This is a genomic window from Limnohabitans sp. T6-5, from assembly GCF_003063315.1.
Classification (GTDB): Bacteria; Pseudomonadota; Gammaproteobacteria; order Burkholderiales; family Burkholderiaceae_C; genus Limnohabitans_A.
This window is the reverse complement of record NZ_NERV01000001.1, coordinates 743829-764878: the sequence shown is the minus strand read 5'-3', so window position 1 is coordinate 764878 and position 21050 is coordinate 743829. Positions and strand designations below refer to the sequence as shown.

Sequence of the window (21050 nt, the reverse complement as noted above, 5' to 3'; positions counted from 1 at the left end):
TGGAGGGTGTTTGGCAAGGCGCATCACGCTTTACGCTGAACGCTGAACGGTGATGCCTTTGACCGACTGGCCTTGGCAGCTGGGGCGGCAGAAAAAGTCGGCGTTTGACAAATCGGCCACGGTGCCGATGTCCTTGTCGCCACGGCCCGACAGGTTGACCAGGATCGACTGGTCAGCGCGCATGGTTTTGGCCAGCTTCATGGCGTAGGCCACGGCGTGGCTCGACTCCAGCGCCGGGATGATGCCTTCGGTGCGGCACAGGTAGTGGAAGGCTTCGAGCGATTCTTTGTCGGTGATGCCCACGTACTCGGCGCGGCCAATGTCCTTCAAGAACGCATGTTCGGGGCCGACGCCAGGGTAGTCCAGACCGGCGCTCACGCTGTGCGTCTCAGTGATCTGACCATTCTCGTCTTGCAGGATGTAAGTGCGGTTGCCATGCAGCACGCCGGGGCTGCCCAGTTGCAGCGAGCACGAGTGCTTCCCCGAGTCCATGCCTTCGCCTGCGGCTTCCACACCGATCAGGCGGGTGTTTTCGTGGGCGATGTAGGGGTAGAAAATGCCCATGGCGTTGCTGCCGCCGCCCACGCAGGCGATCACTGCGTCGGGTTGCTCCTCAGCCATCTTGAGCGACTTGAACATCTCGGGCATTTGCGTGAGGCACTCTTCACCGATCACGCTTTGGAAGTCGCGCACCATCATGGGGTAAGGGTGCGGGCCGGCCACGGTGCCGATGATGTAGAAGGTGTTGTCCACATTGGCCACCCAGTCGCGCATGGCTTCGTTCAGGGCGTCCTTGAGCGTCTTGCTGCCCGACTCGACCGGGATCACGGTCGCGCCCAACAGCTTCATGCGGTACACGTTGGGGCTTTGGCGTTTGACGTCTTCACTGCCCATGTACACCACGCACTCCAGCCCGTAACGGGCGCATATGGTGGCGGTGGCCACGCCGTGCTGGCCTGCACCCGTCTCGGCAATGATGCGCGGCTTGCCCATGCGCTTGGCGAGCATGGCCTGGCCGATGGTGTTGTTGATTTTGTGCGCGCCGGTGTGGTTGAGGTCTTCGCGCTTCAAGAAGATTTGCGCCCCCCCCATTTCTCGGCTCATGCGTGCGGCGTGGTAGATGGGCGAGGGGCGGCCCACAAAGTGCGCCAACTCGGACTTGAATTCGGCGATGAATTCAGGGTCGTGCTGGTACTTGGCGTAAGCGTCTTTCAGCTCGTTGATGGCGTGCGTCAGGGTTTCGCTGACAAAGCTGCCGCCATAAACGCCGAAATGGCCTTTGAGGTCAGGTTGTTGGTATTCGAACATGTGATGGAACTCAGTTAGGGGGCAAGGCCGCTCAGTGATTGAGCCAGCGTTCAAGCGCTGTCAACAGCGGTGAGACGAACCTGCGGAAGTGGTTTACAAGGAGTGATCGTTGTCTGCGGTGCGCACCGCCTGGACAAACTGCTGCATTTTGGTGACATCTTTCAGGCCTTTGCCTGCTTCGATGCCCGAGCTCACGTCAACGGCCAGTGACAGGCCGTGTGAGCGCAGTGTCCGAATGCCATCGGCCACGTTTGCAGGTGTGAGTCCACCAGACAAAACGAGGTGAGCATTGACGTTTGGTGGCAGCAGTGACCAATTGAATGTTTTCCCGCCCCCGCCGTATCCGTCGACATGCGCGTCGAGCAAGAGGGCCTGGGCTTGCTGGTGAAGAAGCGCAAATTCTAGCAAGTCGAAGTCGGCGACCTCGGACAGGGGGATTCGGGCCGCTTTGAGGTGCGGGCGGCCCGTGCGTTGGCTCATGGCTTCGCAAAATTCGGGCGGCTCATCCCCATGAAACTGCAGCAAGGCCCCTGACACGGCCGCACACGCGGCCTCAATCCGTTCGGGGGTCTCGTTGACGAACAGCAGCACCGGCGTTGCAAAGGCAGGCAGCAAGTGGGCCAATTCTGCGGCACGCTCGATGCTGACATTTCGCGGGCTGGGCGGGTACAGCACAAAGCCGATGGCGTCTGCACCCAAGGCGCAGGCCGCCAGCACATCGGCTTCGCGGGTAAAGCCGCACATTTTGATGCGGGTACGGTGTTGGGTTTGAAAGGGCGCGTTCATGGCAACCAATCAAAAGCAGGGGTGGTGTCGGGCAAGCCCCACTCAGAGCTGTAAACCGGCCCGGCAAAGTACAGGCCGTCGGGCGAAAACGTGGGCGCTGCCGCATCACGGCTTTTGGCCTGCAACACCTCGCGCATCCAGTCGGGCGACTGGTGGTCTTGGCCAATGGTGACCAGGCAGCCCATGATGTTGCGGATCATGTGGTGCAAAAAAGCGTTGCCTTCAAACTCGAAGCGCCAATAAGCGCCATGTTTTGAAATGCGGATGTGCCGCAGCGTTTTGACCGGCGACAGGGCCTGGCAGCTGCTGGCCCTGAAGGAAGAGAAGTCGTGTTCGCCCAGCAGGTGCAGGCTGGCTTGGTGCATGGCGTCTTCGCTCAGGGGGCGGTAAACCCAGCCTACCCGGCCCGCCTCCAGGCTGGGCCGCACGATCGAGTCGAGCAGCACATAAACATAGCGCCTGCCCGTGGCGCTGGCGCGGCAGTGAAAGCTGTCGGGCACGTATTGCGCCCATTGCACCGCAATGTCGGATGGCAAATACCGGTTGGTGCCGCGCACCCAGGAATAGGGATCGCGCTCCAGCTCGGTGTCGAAATGAACCACCTGCATGAGGCCGTGCACGCCTGCATCGGTTCGGCCCGCACACAAGGTGCTGACCCGGGGCGTGTCACAAAACTGGGCGAGGGCTTTTTCGAGTTTGTCCTGAATGGTTTGGCCAGAGGACTGGCTTTGCCACCCTTGGTAAGCCGTGCCCGAGTAGCTGACCCCCAGCGCCAGTCTCACCGGATTTGACCGAGCAACTGCAAGGCGCGTGCTTTGAGATCGCCCGTGGCAGACGATGCGACGGACAAGATCAGGGCGCGAGCGAGGTCCTGGTCACCTTTCGCGAGCAACTGGCTGGCCAGATTCAGCTTGGACATTTCAGTGTCTTCTGGCGACGGTGCAGGGCGTGGCGCTGGCATCGGCGTAGCCACAGGTGCCGCTGGCGCCGGCTGAGGGATTGGCGCCATGGCCATTGCTTGTGCCATGGGCTGATGAATGGGCTGCTGCAGGGTTTGAGCTTGTGCTGTAGCCATTGGTGCGGCGTGCATCGGCATGATGTTGACTGCGGCATGTTGGGGTGATGCCGCAGCGGCCGGGGCTGCATGTGCCACCGGACCCAGATTCAGATCAAGTGCCGACATTTGTGGGGGAATGTCCTGATGACGCATCGTCGAGTTGGTCGATGTCTGGAATGCATGGGGTGGCACATCGTCATAGGATGGCGCAAACACCTCCTCATTGGACGATGACTTCCGGCGCATCCAGAAAATAAATGCCAGAAGCACAGCCGCCAAGCCTGCGCCCCAGATCCACATCTGTTTGTTCTGATTGAACTCATCCAGGATCGAAATGCTCCAGGGGCTCATGCTTGCACCGTTGTCCGTGCGCTTGACGTCAGGCAGTAAGCCCGTGTCCGCGCCGTTGCTTTTGGACAAGGCTTCGAGTTCCTGCATGTTTTTGTTCAGCGCTGCCAATTGCTCAGCCGTGTCTTTGGCTTCGCGCTCCGCAGCCAGCGCGGCTTCTGCACTGTTGGTGCTCACTTGTGATTTCGACAGTGTCAGCTTGTCTTGCTGTGGTGTCTTGTCCTCGTTATTTTTGAGGTCAGTGGTCACTTTTCCAGACATTTCACGACCACGAGTGCTGCTTACCAGCAAGGGTGATTCGGCCAGGCGTCTGGCGTAAGTGGCAAAGTCGCGAGTCTGCGCTATCACTGTTTGTCGCGCTTCGGCTTGTGGGATCTGTGCCGCTTCGTCAGCCTGAGGCATGCGCAACACCGCGCCTGCGCGAACAAGATTGACATTGCCTTCAATGAAGGCATCGGGATTGGCCTTGACCATGGCCAAGAGCATTTGATCCAGCGAAACATGCGAGGGCAGATTTCTTAAAGCCAGTTTGGAGGCGGTGTCTCCTGGACGAACAGTCAAGGTTTCCGCTGATTTATCGCTGGATCTTGAATACGATTGCTGGGTCCCCGCGACGGCAGGCGTTTCGGGGGCGCTTCCTGTGGTTTTGGCTGGAGTCCTGTTGTCAACGGGATCAAAGCGGTAAACCGGAATATTCTGGGCATTGAGTTCAACACTGGCAGGAGTCACTTGCGACGTATCGCTGGATGCCGAGAGTGCCACGGGTGTAGCTTGCGCGATGGGCGCAGCAGGCGTCACAGCCAAGTAACTGGACGATGCGCTTTGTTCCTGCGTGCTTCGTGCAGCCGGTTTTTCACTGGATGCGGTCAACAAGACGGCATAGTTTTTGACCAATCGCCCGGTCGCCCATTGGGTTTCAAGAATCAGGTCAACAAATGTGTCCTGTAAAGGCACGCTGCCGTTCAATGCAATATAGGGCTTGCCATTGCTGCGGGTTTCCACGGTGGTGGCGACACTGTACAGCGCACTGTTGAATTCCATACCCGCTTGCTGAAAGCTGGCTGGAGAGGCCAGTTGGGCACGCAAGCCGCGCAATTCGTCGGGGGTGTACTGGGCAAGATCAACCTCGGCACGCAGGGGTTCGCCGATGGCCGATAAAACCTGAAATCGCCCCAAATCCAGGGCATGGGCAGATAAACACCAAGCAGAGATGACCAAGCCGCTGATGGCTTTTAACTTCCAGCCTTTTGCTGTCAAGCGTTGTGTTTTACCCATGTTTTCCCCGAATCCTTATATCGAAAGCAGCGGCGGTCAGGCGTCCAACAAGATCCGGAGCATGCGCCGCAGTGGCTCTGCAGCCCCCCACAGCAACTGATCACCAATCGTGAAAGCGCCTACATACTCTGGCCCCATGGCCAATTTACGAATGCGTCCCACTGGAATGGTCATCGTCCCGGTCACTGCCACAGGCGTCAAATCCTTGATGGTCGCTTCCCGCGTATTAGGCACCACTTTAACCCATTGATTATCTGCTGCAATCATGGCTTCAATGTCGGCCAAGGGCACGTCTTTTTTGAGCTTGAAGGTCAGGGCCTGGCTGTGGCAACGCATGGCGCCCACACGCACGCAGAAACCGTCGACTGGAATGGCGGCAGAGTTGAATGCCTCGCCGAGCCCCAAAATCTTGTTGGTTTCGGCCATGCCTTTCCACTCTTCCTTGGACATGCCGTTGCCGAGGTCCTTGTCGATCCAGGGGATCAGCGAGCCGCCCAGCGGCACGCCAAAGTTGGCGGTCTCAGAGGCGGTCAGGGCGCGCTGCTTGGCGACCACCATGCGGTCAATTTCGAGGATCGCGCTTTTGGGGTCGTCCAGCAGGGCTTTGACTTCGGCGTTCAGGGTGCCGTATTGGGTCAGCAGCTCACGCATGTGTTGCGCGCCGCCACCCGAAGCTGCTTGGTAAGTTTGGGTGCTCATCCACTCCACCAGACCGGCCTTGTACAAAGCGCCAACACCCATCAGCATGCACGAGACGGTGCAGTTGCCGCCCACCCAGTTGTTGCCACCGTGGGCCAGGGCGTTTTTGATGACAGGCATGTTGACCGGATCCAGAATGATCACGGCGTCTTTTTCCATGCGCAGGGTCGATGCGGCATCGATCCAGTGGCCATTCCAGCCCGCAGCACGCAGCTTGGGGAAGACTTCGGAGGTGTAATCGCCGCCTTGGGCGGTGATGATGATCTCGCAGCGCTTGAGTTGCTCGATGTTGAAGGCGTCTTGCAGCGTGGTTTCGTTCTTGGCCATCGAGGGGGCTTTGCCGCCCGCGTTCGAGGTGGAGAAGAACAATGGCTCGATCAGGTCAAAGTCTTTTTCCTGAATCATGCGGTCCATCAGAACCGAGCCGACCATGCCGCGCCAGCCGACCAAACCTACTAACTTGCTCATTTCAACGCCCTTTCAGTTTTTAAAACAGTGTTTGACCTGACTGTTTGCCCGGCTCGTCTGGCCGGGAGGGCGCACGACGAACCAGGCCGGATCAGCCCTTAATGGTCGTGGTTTTTGTGGAAGTTGCACGCGCGCCAACAACCACTACAGCGGCAGTGATCAGGTTCAGGGTGAACAGGCGGGCGTGAAACATGGCCGAAATTGTAATGGATGCTGCCTGAGCGCTTCCTGACAGCATCCTTTGGGGGCTCAGCCGAGGGCCCTGACCACCGCGTCACCCATTTCGCGGGTGCCGACCTTGGTGGTGCCTTCGCTCCAGATGTCGCCGGTTCGCAGGCCTTGCGCCAGCACTTTTTGCACAGCAGCTTCGATGCGTTCGGCGGCTTCGCCCTGGTTCAAGCTGAAGCGCAGCATCATGGCCGCGCTCAAAATGGTGGCCAGCGGGTTGGCGATGCCTTTGCCCGCGATGTCGGGTGCGCTGCCGTGGCTGGGCTCGTACAGGCCTTGGTTCTTCGTGTTCAGGCTGGCCGAGGGCAGCATGCCGATCGAGCCTGTGAGCATGGAGGCTTCGTCGGACAAGATGTCGCCGAACATGTTGCCGGTGACCACCACGTCAAAGCGCTTGGGCTCTTTGACCAGTTGCATGGCGGCGTTGTCCACGTACATGTGGTCCAGTGCGATGTCGGGGTATTGCTGGCCGACTTCGGTGACCACGTCTTTCCAGAACTGGAAGGTTTCGAGGACGTTGGCTTTGTCCACGCTGGTCACGCGGCCCTCTTTGCCTGCGGCTTTGCGCTTGCGGGCGGCTTGGAAGGCCACGTGCGCGATGCGCTCGATCTCGGGCTTGGAGTAGCGCATGGTGTCAAAGGCTTCTTCGGCGCCAGGGAAGTGGCCGTCGGTCGCGATGCGGCGGCCGCGCGGCTGGCCGAAGTAAATGTCGCCAGTCAGCTCGCGGATGATCAAAATGTCCAGACCCGAAATCAGCTCGGGCTTGAGGCTGGACGCGCCCACCAGCTGCTCGTAGCAAATCGCTGGGCGGAAGTTGGCGAACAGGCCCATGTTTTTGCGCAGGCCCAAAATGGCTTGCTCGGGGCGCAGGGGGCGGTCGAGCTTGTCGTATTTCCAGTCGCCCACAGCGCCAAACAGCACGGCGTCAGACGCCATGGCCAGCTTGAGCGTGGCTTCGGGCAGGGGGTGGCCATAGGCGTCGTAAGCCGCGCCGCCGACCAGGGCGGTTTCCATCTCGAACTTCAGGTTGAGTGTATTCAGGACTTTGACGGCTTCGGCGACGATTTCGGTGCCGATGCCATCACCGGGGAGGACTGCGATTTTCATGGTGTGAGGCGAGCGAGCTCGCAGAAAGAATAAAAAAGGTAAGCCGTATTCTAGATGTCGTTCGCTAAGGCGCTTTGGAATTCAGGACATACCAGATGGGTTAAAAATCGAGTGATGCTTTCCTCATTGTTAGGGATTGGACGCCCCTGCAAATTGACTGTCACTGCAAAGCTAATCTCGTTGAACCTTTAGCAGTCGAATTTCCAACAAAAAACCGCATGAATTGACGGTCAAGTTGACTCCAACCGCTGGCCTACAACAGGCGTAAAAAAAGCCAATGCCCTTTTTGGCGATCATGCGCAGCAACCACCGAATGTTGTAGCCCGCTATGCGCAGCACAGCATGCAAACTTTGTTAACAAACACCGCACCTTTGAGGTGGCACCTGTTCATCCGGTGGTCCGCCTTTAAGTGTCCGATCATCGGTTCTATGGCTTGCCTTCGTTTGAGATCTTTCTTTTCCTCATCCGTCAGGATTTTTGACATGTCTCGGTGGTGGATTTCGAGGCTCGGGTTGTCTTTGTCCACACACCTTTAGCCATGGTTAACTGAGCAAGGGTGGTTTAAATTAATCTACTGATTTAGAGAGAAAATTAAAATTTCTCGGGTAACAATACTGTTGATAACTGAGGGTGAATAATATTTTGTTTGTGGTTTTTATCTTGCTCTTCTTTAATAAAATTTGAAAGTCTTTTTTTGTGCTCTGCGAGTGATGTATTATGGAAAGATTGAGTATGAAAATCTAATATACCTTGTGCATCCATAATTGTTCTTATATTTTCATTGGTTGTGAATTTTTTAAAGGCAATATAACGAGATCTATGTAGTAATTCACGTTCAAATTCGCTGTGACGTTGAAGTATAAAATATTTTTTTGACCGAATAAACTCTTCTGATTCAATGAATTTCAGTGTTTCTTTTGCTGCTGAAAGTGCAATATTTCGAGTTAGGGAAATATTATTATCAATTATTGCTTTTTCCTCTGCTAGGCGATTATTTATTTCTATTTGGGCTGCACGTTGTTGGGCTTGTTCGTCTTCTCTTATTTGTGCAATCAATGCAAGATTTGGAGATGCGGCAGCTCCAGTTATATGGGCAATGCGTTCAACAGTATCTTTTGCTATAGCTTCAGAGCAATCAAAAAATTCACGAGCACGGTTGTATCTATGTTGATTTAGTGATGAGTGAACCCGCAGTTCTAAGTCTTGAGCTGATTCGATAGTCGTCGTTTCAATAAACCATACAACAGAATAAGGGCTGGCTACTCCTGTTTGAGCACTTAATTCGCGACACCTATCACCAGCACTTCTGGATGTGTATCCAATCTTTAGAAGGCCTGGGATTGTTGGGTTTGAAAAAATGTAAACACAAGGCATTTATAAACTCCTTATCGTAACCAGACCGACTTGGCTGCACCTTCAAATCCATTGTAAATGCGATTGGCGGAATATCCTATGGCGCTTAGTTGTTGCAACAAGTCGCGACTTTGGGATGCGGGTAATTCTAGTTTGAGCAGAATAGGTATATGTAGATTAATGTGATACTTCACCAAGCTATCAATTAAATATTTAGATAGATCGAATTCTTGATTGTCATTTTCGTATGACTGTAAAGTGAAAACACCTTGTTGTAAACTCAAATTTGGATTATCTGAGGTTGGAGGTTCGATGATGTGTAGTACTTCTCTAGGCACGCCACTTGCATTATTATGTTGGAGAAATTTGGAATTTAAAATCCAAACTGCCAATTTGGACGTTTCAATTTTTTTGTTCTCTTTTGCAGCACTTTGTGCTGCAAAAAACGCTGCTACAAAAGGACTGTGTGACCAGTCAAGTAACCGAGTGGGGACACCATAATGTTGAGCAATTCCAAAAATCGGCAGCAACTCGTGATCGGGCCAAGTCATTGATCCATGCTGTATATGCATCAACTCGCTTACATTACTTTCAAGTAGGTATTGATGTAATGTGTAGCTCAACCGAGGTAATGCCAGGCCTGCACGATGAGCGCGTTTATAGAATTCGCAAATAATTTCTAATTCAACTCTTTTTTGATTATTGGAATCGAAAGTCTTGGTTGAACAATTGGACTCTTTCAAACCATAAGATTTGAGTAACGCATATGTGTTGGAATCCTCGGTTTTCGTTCGTAAGGATGTAGGTGTCAAACGATAATTACTGTTGCCTACACCGCGGAAAACCCATTGAGGATAGATGCTTGACTGGCTCAAGCAGTTGTTTGGAAAGAATTTATTTGCAAATTGCTGCGGATTTGAAAGGGTCTCAATCAGATTGGCAGCAGTTTCAAGTTGTTTGGTCCATGTAAATGGTGCCGATGGAATCGATGCTGTCATGAATTACGCCTAATAACTTTCATGCCATTACTATTCCAATGGTCATTTAAGCAATGTGCGCCAACCAAGGTTTGGTGGCCAGACGCTCGGCTTCATAGGCCTTGATCTTGTCGGCGTGGCGCAGGGTCAGGCCAATGTCGTCCAAGCCGTTGAGCAGGCAGTACTTGCGGAAGGCTTGCACTTCAAATGGGATTTCCTGGCCTTGGGGGCGCACCACCACTTGACGCTCCAGATCGACGGTGAGTTCGTAGCCGGGGAAGGCGGCCACTTCGTCGAACAGTTGGGCCACCACCGCTTCGGGCAGCACGATGGGCAGCAGGCCGTTTTTGAAGCAGTTGTTGAAAAAGATGTCGGCAAAGCTGGGCGCGATCACGCAGCGAAAGCCGTATTGGTCAATCGCCCAAGGCGCATGTTCGCGAGATGACCCGCAGCCGAAGTTCTTTCGCGCCAGCAAGATGCTGGCGCCTTGGTAGCGCGGCTGGTTCAGCACGAAGTCCGGGTTGGGCTTGCGGCTGGCCGGGTCTTGGCCGGGGTAGCCCACGTCCAGGTAACGCCATTCGTCGAACAGATTGGGACCAAAGCCGGTTTTACGGATGGACTTCAAAAACTGTTTGGGGATGATGGCGTCGGTGTCCACGTTGGCGCGGTCCATCGGGGCCACCAGGCCTTTGAGGAGGGTGAATTTCTGCATGCTGGGTTTCCTCGAACGCTTCAGGCGAATTTGCGGATGTCAACAAAGTGGCCGTGCACAGCCGCAGCGGCGGCCATGGCGGGGCTGACCAGGTGGGTGCGGCCCCCCGCGCCTTGACGGCCTTCGAAGTTGCGGTTGGATGTCGATGCGCAGCGCTCACCGGGTTCCAAGCGGTCGGCGTTCATGGCCAGGCACATGGAGCAGCCGGGTTCACGCCACTCAAAGCCTGCAGCCTTGAAGATCTCATGCAAGCCTTCTTGTTCGGCTTGCACTTTGACCAGACCCGAACCGGGCACGACCATGGCCAGCTTGACGTTTTTGGCCACTTTTTGGCCGAGCTTTTTGACGACGGCAGCGGCTTCGCGCATGTCTTCGATGCGGCTGTTGGTGCACGAGCCGATGAACACTTTGTCGATGGTGATGTCGGACAAGGCTTTGCCAGGCTGCAGACCCATGTAAGTCAGGGCGCGCTCGATGGCGTCGCGTTTGACGTCGTCTTTTTCTTTGTCTGGGTCGGGCGTGTGACCGTCGATGCCCAGCACCATTTCGGGTGAGGTGCCCCAGGTGACTTGAGGCACGATGGTGCTGGCGTCCAGCTCAACCACGGCGTCAAAGTGCGCACCGGGGTCGGACTGCAGTGTCTTCCAGTAGGCCACGGCGTGGTCCCACTCCACGCCTGTGGGCGAGAGCAAACGGCCTTTGACGTACTCGATGGTTTTCTCGTCCACCGCCACCAAACCAGCGCGCGCGCCGCCTTCGATGGCCATGTTGCAGACCGTCATGCGGCCTTCCATGGAGAGGCTGCGGATGGCCGAGCCTGCGAATTCGATGGTGTAGCCGGTGCCGCCAGCGGTGCCGATTTTGCCAATGATGGCCAGCACGATGTCTTTGCCGGTGATGCCTTTGGCCAGGGTGCCCTCGACCTTGATCAGCATGTTCTTGGCTTTTTTGGCCAAGAGGGTTTGCGTGGCCATGACGTGTTCGACTTCGGAGGTGCCGATGCCGTGGGCCAGTGCACCAAACGCGCCGTGGGTGGAGGTGTGGCTGTCGCCGCAAACCACGGTCATGCCGGGCAGGGTGGCGCCGTTTTCAGGGCCAATGACGTGCACGATGCCTTGGCGCTTTGACAAAAACGGGAAGAAGGCGGCCGAACCGGATTCCTTCATGTTGGCGTCGAGCGTGGTGATTTGCTCTTTGCTGATCGGGTCGGTGATGCCGTCGTAGCCCAGTTCCCAGCCAGTGGTGGGGGTGTTGTGGTCGGCGGTGGCGACGATGGAGCTGACACGCCAGACTTTGCGGCCCGCTTGGCGCAGGCCCTCAAAGGCTTGCGGGCTGGTGACTTCGTGCACCAGATGGCGGTCGATGTAGAGGACGGAGGTGCCGTCTTCTTCGGTGTGGACGACGTGTTCGTCCCAGATCTTGTCGTAAAGCGTGCGTGCCATGGGGCTTCCTTCTGTGCAGCCTGCCATTTTATGCGGAGAGAGGGCTGTATCTCGACCTGTCGTTGAGGGACGGAGGTCTCTGTGGGGACTTGCTTTAACGAGATGCTGCCGTTACAGGGACTTGAGTACCTGTGGCCCGGGGCTGCCAGGCCTCATCAGTCGCTTCGCGCCAGCAAATCGGCCTGACAGCCCCGGGCCACAGCCACTCAAGTTGTGGTGGCTTGACGCATCGGTGGCGTCAATTCGGCTGACCTGCACGGGCTTGGCTTTGACCATGAAAAAAGCCCGCACAAGGCGGGCTTTCCTGTTCGGGTGTTAACCGATCAACGCTGCACGTCGCGACGTGGGGAGCCGGTGAACAGCTGACGTGGGCGACCGATTTTGTACTCGGGGTCGCTGATCATTTCGTTCAGTTGGGCGATCCAGCCGACGGTGCGGGCCAGGGCGAATACGCCGGTGAACAGGTTCACTGGAATGCCGATGGCGCGTTGCACGATGCCGGAATAGAAGTCCACGTTGGGGTAGAGCTTGCGGCTGACGAAGTAATCGTCTTCCAAGGCGATTTTTTCGAGGGCTTTGGCCAGCTTGAACAGCGGGTCGTTTTCCAGGCCCAGTTCTTTCAGGACTTCGTCGCAAGTCTCTTGCATCAACTTGGCGCGTGGGTCGTAGTTTTTGTAAACGCGGTGACCAAAGCCCATCAGCTTGACGCCAGAGTTTTTGTCTTTGACCTTTTCCATGAACTCGCCGACTTTGGAGATGCCGCCCATGCGTTGGATGTCTTCCAGCATGTTCAGGCAAGCTTCGTTGGCGCCACCGTGTGCAGGGCCCCACAGGCAGGCCACGCCCGCAGCGATGGCGGCGAACGGGTTGGTGCCGGACGAACCGCACAGGCGCACTGTGGAGGTCGATGCGTTTTGCTCATGGTCAGCATGCAGCGTGAAGATGCGGTCCATGGCGCGCTCGAGCACGGGGTTGACCTTGTACTCTTCGCAAGGGGTGCCGAACATCATCCGCAGGAAGTTACCTGCATACGACAGGTCGTTGCGGGGGTACATGTAAGGCTGGCCCACGCCGTATTTGTAAGCCATGGCCACCAGGGTAGGCATCTTGGCGATCAGGCGAATCGCAGCGATGTGGCGGTGCTCAGGGTTGTTGATGTCGGTGCTGTCGTGGTAGAAGGCCGACAAGGCGCCTACCAGGCCGGTCAAAACAGCCATGGGGTGAGCGTCACGGCGGAAGCCGCGCAGGAAGAACTGCATCTGCTCGTTGACCATGGTGTGCTGGTTGACCAGCTTGTGGAATTCCTTGCTTTGGTTTCCAACGGGCAGCTCGCCATTCAACAGCAAATAGCAGGTGTCCAGGTAGTCGGCCTTGTTGGCCAGCTGTTCGATGGGGTAGCCACGGTAGAGCAACTCGCCTTTGTCGCCATCGATGTAGGTGATCGCGGACTGGCACGATGCAGTCGACAGGAAACCCGGGTCATAGGTGAACATGCCGGTTTGGGCATACAGCTTGCGGATGTCGATGACGTCTGGGCCGATGTTGCCGGAGTACACAGGCATATCGACACTGGGGCTGCCGTTGGAGAACGACAGGGTGGCTTTGTTATCGGCGAGTTTCATGGCGGGTTTCCTCAAAAATTCCAGATGTGATCCAGTTTGGATCACGCTCTCAACATGTCCAGGACTTCACGCACCTCTTCGGTGCTGATCTCGGGCTGCAGTTCCTTGCGGCGCAACAGCAAGTCCATGAGATCGTTGTCAGACAGGTCCATCAGCACATACATGCCCCGGGCCTGACCCACGGTCAGGCGAGAATCATGCCGGGCGAAGAAGCGTTCGATGAACAAATCGTTCTCCAGCAAACCGCGGCGGCTGCGCCAGCGCAGTTTGCTGAGTGACCGCTCGCTCAAGGGCGCATGGCGGTCAGCGCCGAACAAGGACGCGTCTTCGAGCAGTGCTGTTTCAGTCATCAGACAGCGCGGCGAACCATCATCTCTTTGATCTTGCCAATGGCCTTGGTGGGGTTCAGACCCTTGGGGCAAACATCGACGCAGTTCATGATGGTGTGGCAGCGGAACAGACGGTAGGGGTCTTCCAGGTTGTCCAGACGCTCGGACGTGGCCTGGTCGCGGCTGTCAGCGATGAAGCGGTAGGCTTGCAGCAGACCGGCTGGGCCCACGAACTTGTCGGGGTTCCACCAGAAGCTGGGGCAGCTGGTCGAGCAGCTGGCGCACAAGATGCACTCGTACAGACCGTTCAATTCGTCACGCTCTTCAGGCGACTGCAAGCGCTCGGTCTGAGGAGGGGGCGTCTCGTTGATCAGGTAAGGCTTGATCGAGTGGTATTGCTTGAAGAACTGGGTCATGTCGACGATCAGATCGCGCACAACGGGCAGGCCTGGCAGGGGCTTCAAGACGATGTCGCCTTTGAGCGTGTTCAGGTTGGTCAGGCAGGCCAGACCGTTCTTGCCGTTGATGTTCATGGCGTCAGAGCCACAAACGCCTTCGCGGCAGGAGCGACGGAAGGACAGCGTAGGGTCCACGGCCTTGAGCTTGACCAGTGCGTCCAGCAGCATGCGCTCGGAGCCATCGAGCTCCACGTCGATGGACTGCATGTACGGCTTGGCGTCGGTGTCCGGGTCGTAGCGGTAGATCTTGAAGGTGCGTTTTGCCATTTTTCAGATTCCTTGTGTTCGTGCGGGCCGCTCAGAAAGTACGTGGCTTGGGTGGCACGGTTTCGGCTGTCAGGGGCTTCATGCGCACAGGCTTGTAAGTCAGGCTGTTGTCGGCGCTGTGCCACAGGGTGTGCTTCATCCACTCGGCATCGTTGCGGCCCAGTGGGCAAGTGGCGTGGGTCACATCGTGTTCGTAGTCGCGCACCAGGTGGGCGCCACGGCATTCCTGGCGAGCAGCGGCACTTTCGATGGTGGCTTGTGCAGCTTCCATCAGGTTTTCAACTTCCAGCGCTTCGATGCGGGCCGTGTTGAAGACCTTGGAGTTGTCCTTCAGACCGATGTTGGCCACGCGAGCGCGCAGTTCGGCGATCTTCTTGACGCCTTCGTCCATGACTTCCTGGCTGCGGAACACGCCAGCGTGGGCTTGCATGATGGCGCGCATGTCGTTGGCCACGTCCTGGGCGTACTCGCCGCTCTGAGCGTTTTCGAGACGGTTCAGGCGGGCCAGCGTCAGATCGGTGGCGTTGGCAGGCAAGTCTTGCACAGCGGTGCCAGGCTTGTTGTTGGCGATGATGTGGTCGCCAGCGGCCTTGCCGAAGACCAGCAGGTCCAGCAGAGAGTTGGTGCCCAGGCGGTTGGCGCCGTGCACCGACACGCAAGAGCATTCGCCCACAGCGTAGAGGCCATTCACAGGGCGGTCTTCGCCGTTCACGGTGTGCACGACTTGGCCGTTGATGTTGGTCGGAATGCCGCCCATCTGGTAGTGGATGGTGGGCACCACCGGGATCGGCTCGCGGGTCACATCCACGTTGGCGAAGTTCACACCGATTTCGTACACGGAAGGCAGGCGCTTGTGGATGGTGTCGGCACCCAGGTGGTCCAGCTTCATGTGGATGTAGTCCTTGTTGGGACCGCAGCCGCGACCTTCCAGGATTTCCTGGCCCATGCAGCGCGACACGAAGTCGCGGGGTGCCAGATCCTTCAAAGTGGGCGCATACCGCTCCATGAAGCGTTCGCCGTTGCTGTTGAGCAAGATGGCGCCTTCGCCGCGGCAGCCTTCGGTCAGCAACACGCCAGCACCGGCCACGCCGGTGGGGTGGAACTGCCAGAACTCCATGTCTTGCAGTGCGATGCCTGCGCGAGCAGCCATGCCCAGGCCGTCACCTGTGTTGATGAAGGCGTTGGTGGACGACTGGTAAATGCGACCTGCACCGCCAGTGGCCAGCAACACGGTCTTGGCTTGCAATGTGTACAGCTCGCCAGTTTCCATTTCGAGGGCGGTCACGCCCACGCAGTCACCCGCTTCGTTGCGGATCAGGTCGAGCGCCATCCACTCCACAAAGAATGTGGTGCGGGCAGCCACGTTGGCCTGGTAGAGGGTGTGCAGCATGGCGTGACCGGTGCGGTCAGCGGCAGCACAGGCGCGTTGCACGGGCTTTTCGCCGAAGTTGGCGGTGTGGCCGCCAAAAGGACGCTGGTAAATGGTGCCGTCAGGGTTGCGGTCAAACGGCATGCCCATGTGCTCAAGGTCGTACACGACCTTGGGTGCTTCACGGCACATGAATTCGATGGCGTCCTGGTCGCCGAGCCAGTCGGAGCCCTTGACGGTGTCGTAGAAGTGGTATTCCCACTTGTCTTCGCTCATGTTGCCCAGCGAAGCGGATACGCCGCCTTGCGCTGCCACGGTGTGCGAGCGGGTGGGGAAGACTTTGGACAGTACGGCCACGTTCAGGCCTGCGCGTGCCAGTTGCAGCGAGGCACGCATGCCCGAGCCACCAGCGCCGACGATCACGACGTCGAACTTGCGGTTGGAGATTTGGTCTTTGGTATAGCTCATGATTCTTTATCTTGGTGTGGGGTCAACTCAATTGCAGACGCATCACAAGCGCCAGAGGGCCTGAACAGCCCAGCCAGCACAGCCGACCAGCCAGACGATGGAGATCACGTGCAAGACCAGACGTATTGCGACAGGGTTGGAAACATGCATTTCTGTGATGTAGTCCATCCAGATGTCGCGCACACCCACCCACGCGTGGTAGAGCAGGGCGATGATGACCGCGAAGGTCAGGAATTTCATGCACTGGCCGGCAAAGATGCCCGCCCATTGTTCGTAGCCGATAGGTCCCGAAGTGAAGATCACTTCAGCCAGCAAGACCACGGTAAAAATGGCCATCAAAGAGCCGGTGACGCGCTGTGCAAGCCAGTCGCGAAAGCCATAACCAGCACCGGTCACGATGCGTTTGGAGCCGTAATTCACGGACATAAGTCTGTTTCCTTGGGGTGATGAATGGAGGCGGATCAGTACAGACCGAACAACTTGGCACCCAACACGGCGGTCAGGGCAATGCTCAGGGTCAAAGTCACGATGGCAGAAGATTTGCCGAATTCCTTGGTCACGGCGTGGCACACGTCCATGTAGAGGTGGCGCAAACCGGCGATGAAGTGGTGCAGGTAAGCCCAGATCAGTGCCAAAGCCACCAGTTTCATGAACCAGCCGGGTACAAAGCCGATGCCGACGTTGAAGGCTGCCGAGAATTTGGCAAACGAAATTTCGGACGTGATCGAGTTGTCAAACATCCAGATGATGAGTGGCAGCAGCAAAAACATCAGAAGACCGCTGATGCGGTGCAAGATGGAGACGATGCCTGCGACCGGCAGACGGTAGGTGGGCAGGTCTTTGAAGGCGTTGATGTTGCGGAATTCTGGCCGCTTTTTGGCGAGTTCAGTCATGTAGGCACTTTCTGGGAGGTAACTCGGATGTAATTTTGAATGACAAACCGTCGGATTCTATTGCAACGCAGCAAACTGACATGAGCATTTCAGATGCGTAAGGAAAAATACGTTCGATCGTGCTTTTTTGATCAATTCAGTGCGTTGTGGTAGTGGTGGCTGTCAGTTCTGTAAATGCCCCGGCGCAACTCCATAGGCGTGTCGTTGTAGGTGTAGGCAATGCGCTCCACGCTCAGCAAGGGAGTGCTGGCAGGCACTTGCAAGAGCTGGCTTTGTGTCTCGTCAGGCAGTACGGCCCTGATTTTTTCGTCGGCGCGCACCATGCGCACGCCAAATTCGGTTTCGAACAAGGCATACATGGGGCCGTGATAATCGGCCAGGCGTTCGGCGGTCAGGCCTTTGAAGGGGCCGCCGGGCAGCCACAAATCTTCCAGAATGGTCGGCACGCCCGCAAAAGACAGCACGCGGCGCACCTGCAAGACGGCATCGCCTGCCCGCAAAGCCAGGGCGCGGGCAATTTCTGCCGAGGCACGCAAGCGCTTGCAGTCCACGATCACACGCTGGGCGGGGCCCTCGGTGTTGAGGTCGCCGCCCTGATCGGGCACGAGTTTGAGGAAGCGGTACTGCACATGCTGCTCGGCATGGGTGGCCACAAAAGTGCCTTTGCCTTGTCTGCGCACCAGCAGGTTGTCGCCGGCCAGTTCATCGATGGCTTTGCGCACAGTGCCTTGGCTGACGCGGTAGCGGGCGGCCAGCTCCATCTCGCTTGGAATGGATTCGCCGGGCTTCCACTCACCCGATTGCAGGCTTTGCAGGATCAACCCCTTGATCTGCTGGTACAGCGGGCTGAACGCCGGAGTAGGCGTGGACACGTCTGTGGCAGGAAGATTGGAATCGGTCACGTTGGCGGGTGTTTTGTTAGGGGGCGGCGACATGCTGGTCAGGTGCCTGTCAGGTGTGCCATCATATCTTATATAAGACATAAGACAAATTGACGGATCAGGGTTTTCGCGGGTACACTTGAAAACTGTTTGCTTGCGTTGGGTGTCCGTTGTGCGGTACTTGGCGCGAGTCCGGTGCACCGGACAGACCTGCTGATACTGTTTGTCGGCCAAGGACTGCGACCCTTGTTTTCAACACTTCTGGAGTTTTCCACCATGAGCAAAAAGCCCGTCCGCGTTGCCGTCACCGGCGCAGCAGGTCAAATCGGTTACGCACTGTTGTTCCGCATCGCCTCCGGCGAAATGCTGGGCAAAGATCAGCCCGTCATCCTGCAATTGCTGGAAGTGCCCGTTGAAGGCCCGCAAAAAGCGCTCAAGGGCGTGATGATGGAATTGGAAGATTGCGCTTTCCCATTGCTGGTGGGTATGGAAGCCCATGGCGACCCGATGACCGCATTCAAAGACGTTGACTATGCCTTGTTGGTCGGTTCGCGTCCACGCGGCCCAGGCATGGAGCGCGCTGAGCTGCTCGCCATCAACGGCGCCATCTTCACTGCCCAAGGCAAGGCCTTGAACGCTGTGGCTTCGCGCGACGTGAAGGTGCTGGTTGTGGGCAACCCCGCCAACACCAATGCCTACATCGCCATGAAGGCCGCGCCTGATCTCAAGCCCGGTAACTTCACCGCCATGCTGCGTTTGGACCACAACCGCGCTGCTTCGCAAATCGCTGCCAAGACCGGCAAAGCCGTGGCCGACATCGAAAAACTGTGTGTCTGGGGCAACCACTCGCCCACCATGTACGCCGACTACCGTTTTGCCACCATCAAGGGCGAATCCGTCAAGGACATGATCAACGACCAGGAATGGAATGCCAACGTGTTCTTGCCCACCGTGGGCAAGCGCGGCGCGGCCATCATCGAAGCCCGTGGTTTGTCTTCGGCAGCATCGGCAGCCAACGCGGCCATCGACCACATGCGCGACTGGGCCCTGGGCACCAACGGCAAGTGGGTCACCATGGGTATCCCATCGCAAGGCTGGTACGGCATTCCTAAAGATGTCATGTTCGGTTTCCCCGTCACCTGCGAAAACGGCGAATACAAAGTCGTTGAAGGCCTGGCCATTGACGAATTCAGCCAGACTTGCATTGACAAGACCCTGAAAGAGCTGACCGACGAGCAAGCTGGCGTCGCTCACCTGATCTGATTCTCGAAAGAGAAGCCCAAGTGAGTCATCCGCGCACCATTTTGCTGGGGGCACAAGCCGGTAGCGTTCAGCTGCCGGTGTGTGACCATTACAGCGGAGTGGAAGCGCGGATGCGCAAAAGCCTGCAACTGCAGGCTGAAATGACGCAAGAGTTCGGCACTTGCGTCTTTGATGTCACCCTGGACTGCGAAGATGGCGCGCCAGTCGGTGGCGAAGCCGAACATGCTGCGCTGGTCACTGAAATGGCACTTGCCACGACCGCCACCCGCCCGAACGCCCGCATTGCCGTTCGAGTCCACCCCGTGGACCACCCCAGTTTTGATGCCGACATGGCCCACATTGCTGGTCGTGCAGGACAAGTTCTTACCCACATCATGGTGCCCAAGGTCGAGACCGTGGCCGATGTGGACCGCGCCCAGGCTGCACTCATTACTGCTGGCGCTGCAGGCTTGCCTTTGCATGTGTTGATCGAGTCACCCGCCGCCGTGCACCGCGCTTTTGACATTGCGGCTCACCCCCGCGTGCAGTCGATCAGCTTTGGCCTGATGGATTTCGTGTCGGCCCATGGTGGCGCGATACCCGCTGATGGCATGGGCATCCAGGGCCAGTTCACGCACCCGCTGGTGCTGCGCGCCAAGCTCGAGATTGCCAGCGCTTGCCACGCCCACGGCAAAGTCCCCTCGCACTGCGTGGTCACCGAATTCAAGAACCCCGATGCGATCCGGCAAGCGGCCCAAAAAGCGGCGTGTGAGCTGGGTTACACCCGCATGTGGAGCATCCACCCTGATCAGATTCGTCCCATTTTGGAGGCCATGTCCCCCAGCGAATCACAAATTGACCAGGCCAGCGAGATCATTGAGGCGGCCCATGCCGCCGATTGGGCCCCCATCAGCCATGCTGGCCAATTGCATGATCGGGCCAGTTACCGCTTTTTCTGGCAATTGCTGGAGCGTGCCCACCAGACGGGCCGCCCACTGCCTAGCCACATTCATTCGTTTTTTGCCGAATCTGGTCAATCGGCCGTTCGGGGTTCATGATGGCGCTTTCTTTCATGAAAGGGCTTCCCATGTTCAAAACAGCCATTCTGATGGTCTGGGTGTTGTTAACGGGCTCCGCATGTGCGCAAGCGCCTGTGAAAAATGCCCCATCTTCCGCGACCAAAGTGCGCACCGCGCCCAGTGTCTCCTCGTCGCACGCCAGTGCAGACGTCACTGCCAGCCTGCAGGCCCAGGCCAACGCACAAGCTTTGGCCAGCGTTCAGGCCAAGTCCTCACCTGCGCCGGTCAATGCCGCAGTCCAGGTGTCCAGCCCGCCAAGTCCCGTTGCCGTTCCTTCGGCACTCCCGCCTGCGCGCCTCGCATCGGGTGACCGAGCCATGGGCGCCGAAGAACTGGCCATCGCGGACCGCGTACACCAAGGCCATCTGGCTTGTGAGTTGGGGGCCACGGTTCGTCTGGACGCAGACCCTTCTCAGCCAGGGTATTTCAATGTGCGCGGTAAAGGTTTTCGTTACCGCATGCACCCTGTCGCCACCAGCACGGGGGCCATTCGCCTTGAAGACAAAAAAGCCGGAGCCGTGTGGCTCCAGCTGGCCAACAAGTCCATGTTGATGGATCAGAACAAAGGCCGACGCATTGCCGATGAATGCGCACACCCTGAGCAAGTCGTCTTTGCTCAAGACATGAAACACAACCCCCCGCCCAAGCTGTTCGATACGACCGGCATGGGGCGATGACTGT

20 protein-coding genes and 1 pseudogene are annotated in these 21050 nt (G+C 57.4%); 3 read left to right on the top strand and 18 right to left on the bottom strand.

The features are described 5' to 3' along the window. Nucleotides 1-30 precede the first annotated feature (30 nt). From trpB to B9Z51_RS03185, 18 genes and pseudogenes are all read right to left on the bottom strand, one after another. The gene (gene trpB / locus B9Z51_RS03270; RefSeq protein WP_108371736.1) at nt 31-1308 is read right to left on the bottom strand and encodes a tryptophan synthase subunit beta; all 1278 of its coding nucleotides are present in this window, start codon (nt 1306-1308) and stop codon (nt 31-33) included. Nucleotides 1309-1401: 93 nt separating this feature from the next. Next, nucleotides 1402-2094 (bottom strand): phosphoribosylanthranilate isomerase, encoded by a 693-nt coding sequence (locus tag B9Z51_RS03265; protein WP_108371734.1) that lies wholly within the window; start codon nt 2092-2094, stop codon nt 1402-1404. Beyond that, nucleotides 2091-2876 (bottom strand): tRNA pseudouridine(38-40) synthase TruA, encoded by a 786-nt coding sequence (truA, locus tag B9Z51_RS03260; protein ID WP_108371732.1) that lies wholly within the window; start codon nt 2874-2876, stop codon nt 2091-2093. Before truA ends, B9Z51_RS03265 begins: the two co-directional genes overlap by 4 nt. Next, nucleotides 2873-4774 (bottom strand): FimV/HubP family polar landmark protein, encoded by a 1902-nt coding sequence (locus B9Z51_RS03255; protein ID WP_108371730.1) that lies wholly within the window; start codon nt 4772-4774, stop codon nt 2873-2875. Before B9Z51_RS03255 ends, truA begins: the two co-directional genes overlap by 4 nt. A 36-nt stretch (nt 4775-4810) precedes the next feature. After that, complete coding sequence (gene asd / locus B9Z51_RS03250) at nt 4811-5941, bottom strand: aspartate-semialdehyde dehydrogenase (RefSeq protein ID WP_108371728.1); 1131 nt, start codon at nt 5939-5941, stop codon at nt 4811-4813. A 249-nt stretch (nt 5942-6190) separates the two neighbouring features. Next, a complete protein-coding gene (gene leuB, locus B9Z51_RS03245) occupies nt 6191-7276 on the bottom strand; it encodes a 3-isopropylmalate dehydrogenase (protein ID WP_108371726.1) in 1086 nt (361 codons plus the stop codon). 171 nt (nt 7277-7447) lie between these two features. Continuing rightward, nucleotides 7448-7734: pseudogene (locus B9Z51_RS19060) on the bottom strand (hypothetical protein); the annotation flags it as partial. A gap of 134 nt (nt 7735-7868) precedes the next feature. Further along, nucleotides 7869-8651, bottom strand: coding sequence for a GIY-YIG nuclease family protein (locus B9Z51_RS03235; RefSeq protein ID WP_108371723.1), 783 nt, complete (start codon nt 8649-8651; stop codon nt 7869-7871). Nucleotides 8652-8662: 11 nt separating this feature from the next. Beyond that, nucleotides 8663-9628: an FRG domain-containing protein gene (locus B9Z51_RS03230; protein ID WP_108371722.1), complete on the bottom strand. Its 966-nt coding sequence runs from the start codon at nt 9626-9628 to the stop codon at nt 8663-8665. A 46-nt stretch (nt 9629-9674) separates the two neighbouring features. Continuing rightward, the gene (gene leuD, locus B9Z51_RS03225) at nt 9675-10319 is read right to left on the bottom strand and encodes a 3-isopropylmalate dehydratase small subunit (RefSeq protein ID WP_108371720.1); all 645 of its coding nucleotides are present in this window, start codon (nt 10317-10319) and stop codon (nt 9675-9677) included. 20 nt (nt 10320-10339) lie between these two features. Continuing rightward, nucleotides 10340-11761 carry a 3-isopropylmalate dehydratase large subunit gene (gene leuC / locus B9Z51_RS03220; protein WP_108372677.1) on the bottom strand — a complete coding sequence of 474 codons (1422 nt, stop codon included), beginning with the start codon at nt 11759-11761 and terminating at the stop codon, nt 10340-10342. A gap of 323 nt (nt 11762-12084) precedes the next feature. Further along, nucleotides 12085-13383 carry a citrate synthase gene (locus B9Z51_RS03215; protein ID WP_108371718.1) on the bottom strand — a complete coding sequence of 433 codons (1299 nt, stop codon included), beginning with the start codon at nt 13381-13383 and terminating at the stop codon, nt 12085-12087. A 41-nt stretch (nt 13384-13424) separates the two neighbouring features. After that, nucleotides 13425-13733 carry a succinate dehydrogenase assembly factor 2 gene (locus B9Z51_RS03210; RefSeq protein WP_108371716.1) on the bottom strand — a complete coding sequence of 103 codons (309 nt, stop codon included), beginning with the start codon at nt 13731-13733 and terminating at the stop codon, nt 13425-13427. Further along, entirely contained in the window at nt 13733-14437 is a 705-nt protein-coding gene (locus B9Z51_RS03205; RefSeq protein WP_108371714.1) for a succinate dehydrogenase iron-sulfur subunit, read from the bottom strand. The genes B9Z51_RS03210 and B9Z51_RS03205 overlap by 1 nt, the downstream gene beginning before the upstream one ends. Before the next feature lie 31 nt (nt 14438-14468). Beyond that, nucleotides 14469-16274: a succinate dehydrogenase flavoprotein subunit gene (gene sdhA, locus B9Z51_RS03200; protein ID WP_108371712.1), complete on the bottom strand. Its 1806-nt coding sequence runs from the start codon at nt 16272-16274 to the stop codon at nt 14469-14471. Between the two features lie 42 nt (nt 16275-16316). Then, nucleotides 16317-16700 carry a succinate dehydrogenase, hydrophobic membrane anchor protein gene (gene sdhD / locus B9Z51_RS03195; protein ID WP_108371710.1) on the bottom strand — a complete coding sequence of 128 codons (384 nt, stop codon included), beginning with the start codon at nt 16698-16700 and terminating at the stop codon, nt 16317-16319. A gap of 35 nt (nt 16701-16735) precedes the next feature. Continuing rightward, a complete protein-coding gene (gene sdhC / locus B9Z51_RS03190) occupies nt 16736-17167 on the bottom strand; it encodes a succinate dehydrogenase, cytochrome b556 subunit (RefSeq protein ID WP_108371708.1) in 432 nt (143 codons plus the stop codon). A 131-nt stretch (nt 17168-17298) separates the two neighbouring features. Then, nucleotides 17299-18102 (bottom strand): GntR family transcriptional regulator, encoded by an 804-nt coding sequence (locus B9Z51_RS03185; protein ID WP_233254802.1) that lies wholly within the window; start codon nt 18100-18102, stop codon nt 17299-17301. A gap of 222 nt (nt 18103-18324) precedes the next feature. Between B9Z51_RS03185 and B9Z51_RS03180 the strand changes: the two genes are divergently transcribed. From B9Z51_RS03180 to B9Z51_RS03170, 3 genes are all read left to right on the top strand, one after another. Beyond that, the gene (locus B9Z51_RS03180) at nt 18325-19311 is read left to right on the top strand and encodes a malate dehydrogenase (protein ID WP_108371707.1); all 987 of its coding nucleotides are present in this window, start codon (nt 18325-18327) and stop codon (nt 19309-19311) included. 110 nt (nt 19312-19421) lie between these two features. Next, complete coding sequence (locus tag B9Z51_RS03175; protein WP_233254844.1) at nt 19422-20348, top strand: CoA ester lyase; 927 nt, start codon at nt 19422-19424, stop codon at nt 20346-20348. Nucleotides 20349-20377: 29 nt separating this feature from the next. Next, nucleotides 20378-21046, top strand: a complete 669-nt coding sequence (locus B9Z51_RS03170; protein WP_233254801.1) for a hypothetical protein — start codon at nt 20378-20380, stop codon at nt 21044-21046. Nucleotides 21047-21050 lie beyond the last annotated feature (4 nt).

Bases quoted from the DNA above. Each gene is read 5' to 3' on its own strand.
- trpB (WP_108371736.1), bottom strand. From the start codon at position 1,308: ATGTTCGAATACCAACAACCTGACCTCAAAGGCCATTTCGGCGTTTAT.
- B9Z51_RS03265 (WP_108371734.1), bottom strand. From the start codon at position 2,094: ATGAACGCGCCCTTTCAAACCCAACACCGTACCCGCATCAAAATGTGC.
- B9Z51_RS03255 (WP_108371730.1), bottom strand. From the start codon at position 4,774: ATGGGTAAAACACAACGCTTGACAGCAAAAGGCTGGAAGTTAAAAGCC.
- asd (WP_108371728.1), bottom strand. From the start codon at position 5,941: ATGAGCAAGTTAGTAGGTTTGGTCGGCTGGCGCGGCATGGTCGGCTCG.
- leuB (WP_108371726.1), bottom strand. From the start codon at position 7,276: ATGAAAATCGCAGTCCTCCCCGGTGATGGCATCGGCACCGAAATCGTC.
- B9Z51_RS03235 (WP_108371723.1), bottom strand. From the start codon at position 8,651: ATGCCTTGTGTTTACATTTTTTCAAACCCAACAATCCCAGGCCTTCTA.
- B9Z51_RS03230 (WP_108371722.1), bottom strand. From the start codon at position 9,628: ATGACAGCATCGATTCCATCGGCACCATTTACATGGACCAAACAACTT.
- leuD (WP_108371720.1), bottom strand. From the start codon at position 10,319: ATGCAGAAATTCACCCTCCTCAAAGGCCTGGTGGCCCCGATGGACCGC.
- leuC (WP_108372677.1), bottom strand. From the start codon at position 11,761: ATGGCACGCACGCTTTACGACAAGATCTGGGACGAACACGTCGTCCAC.
- B9Z51_RS03215 (WP_108371718.1), bottom strand. From the start codon at position 13,383: ATGAAACTCGCCGATAACAAAGCCACCCTGTCGTTCTCCAACGGCAGC.
- B9Z51_RS03210 (WP_108371716.1), bottom strand. From the start codon at position 13,733: ATGACTGAAACAGCACTGCTCGAAGACGCGTCCTTGTTCGGCGCTGAC.
- B9Z51_RS03205 (WP_108371714.1), bottom strand. From the start codon at position 14,437: ATGGCAAAACGCACCTTCAAGATCTACCGCTACGACCCGGACACCGAC.
- sdhA (WP_108371712.1), bottom strand. From the start codon at position 16,274: ATGAGCTATACCAAAGACCAAATCTCCAACCGCAAGTTCGACGTCGTG.
- sdhD (WP_108371710.1), bottom strand. From the start codon at position 16,700: ATGTCCGTGAATTACGGCTCCAAACGCATCGTGACCGGTGCTGGTTAT.
- sdhC (WP_108371708.1), bottom strand. From the start codon at position 17,167: ATGACTGAACTCGCCAAAAAGCGGCCAGAATTCCGCAACATCAACGCC.
- B9Z51_RS03185 (WP_233254802.1), bottom strand. From the start codon at position 18,102: ATGTCGCCGCCCCCTAACAAAACACCCGCCAACGTGACCGATTCCAAT.
- B9Z51_RS03180 (WP_108371707.1), top strand. From the start codon at position 18,325: ATGAGCAAAAAGCCCGTCCGCGTTGCCGTCACCGGCGCAGCAGGTCAA.
- B9Z51_RS03175 (WP_233254844.1), top strand. From the start codon at position 19,422: ATGCGCAAAAGCCTGCAACTGCAGGCTGAAATGACGCAAGAGTTCGGC.
- B9Z51_RS03170 (WP_233254801.1), top strand. From the start codon at position 20,378: ATGTTCAAAACAGCCATTCTGATGGTCTGGGTGTTGTTAACGGGCTCC.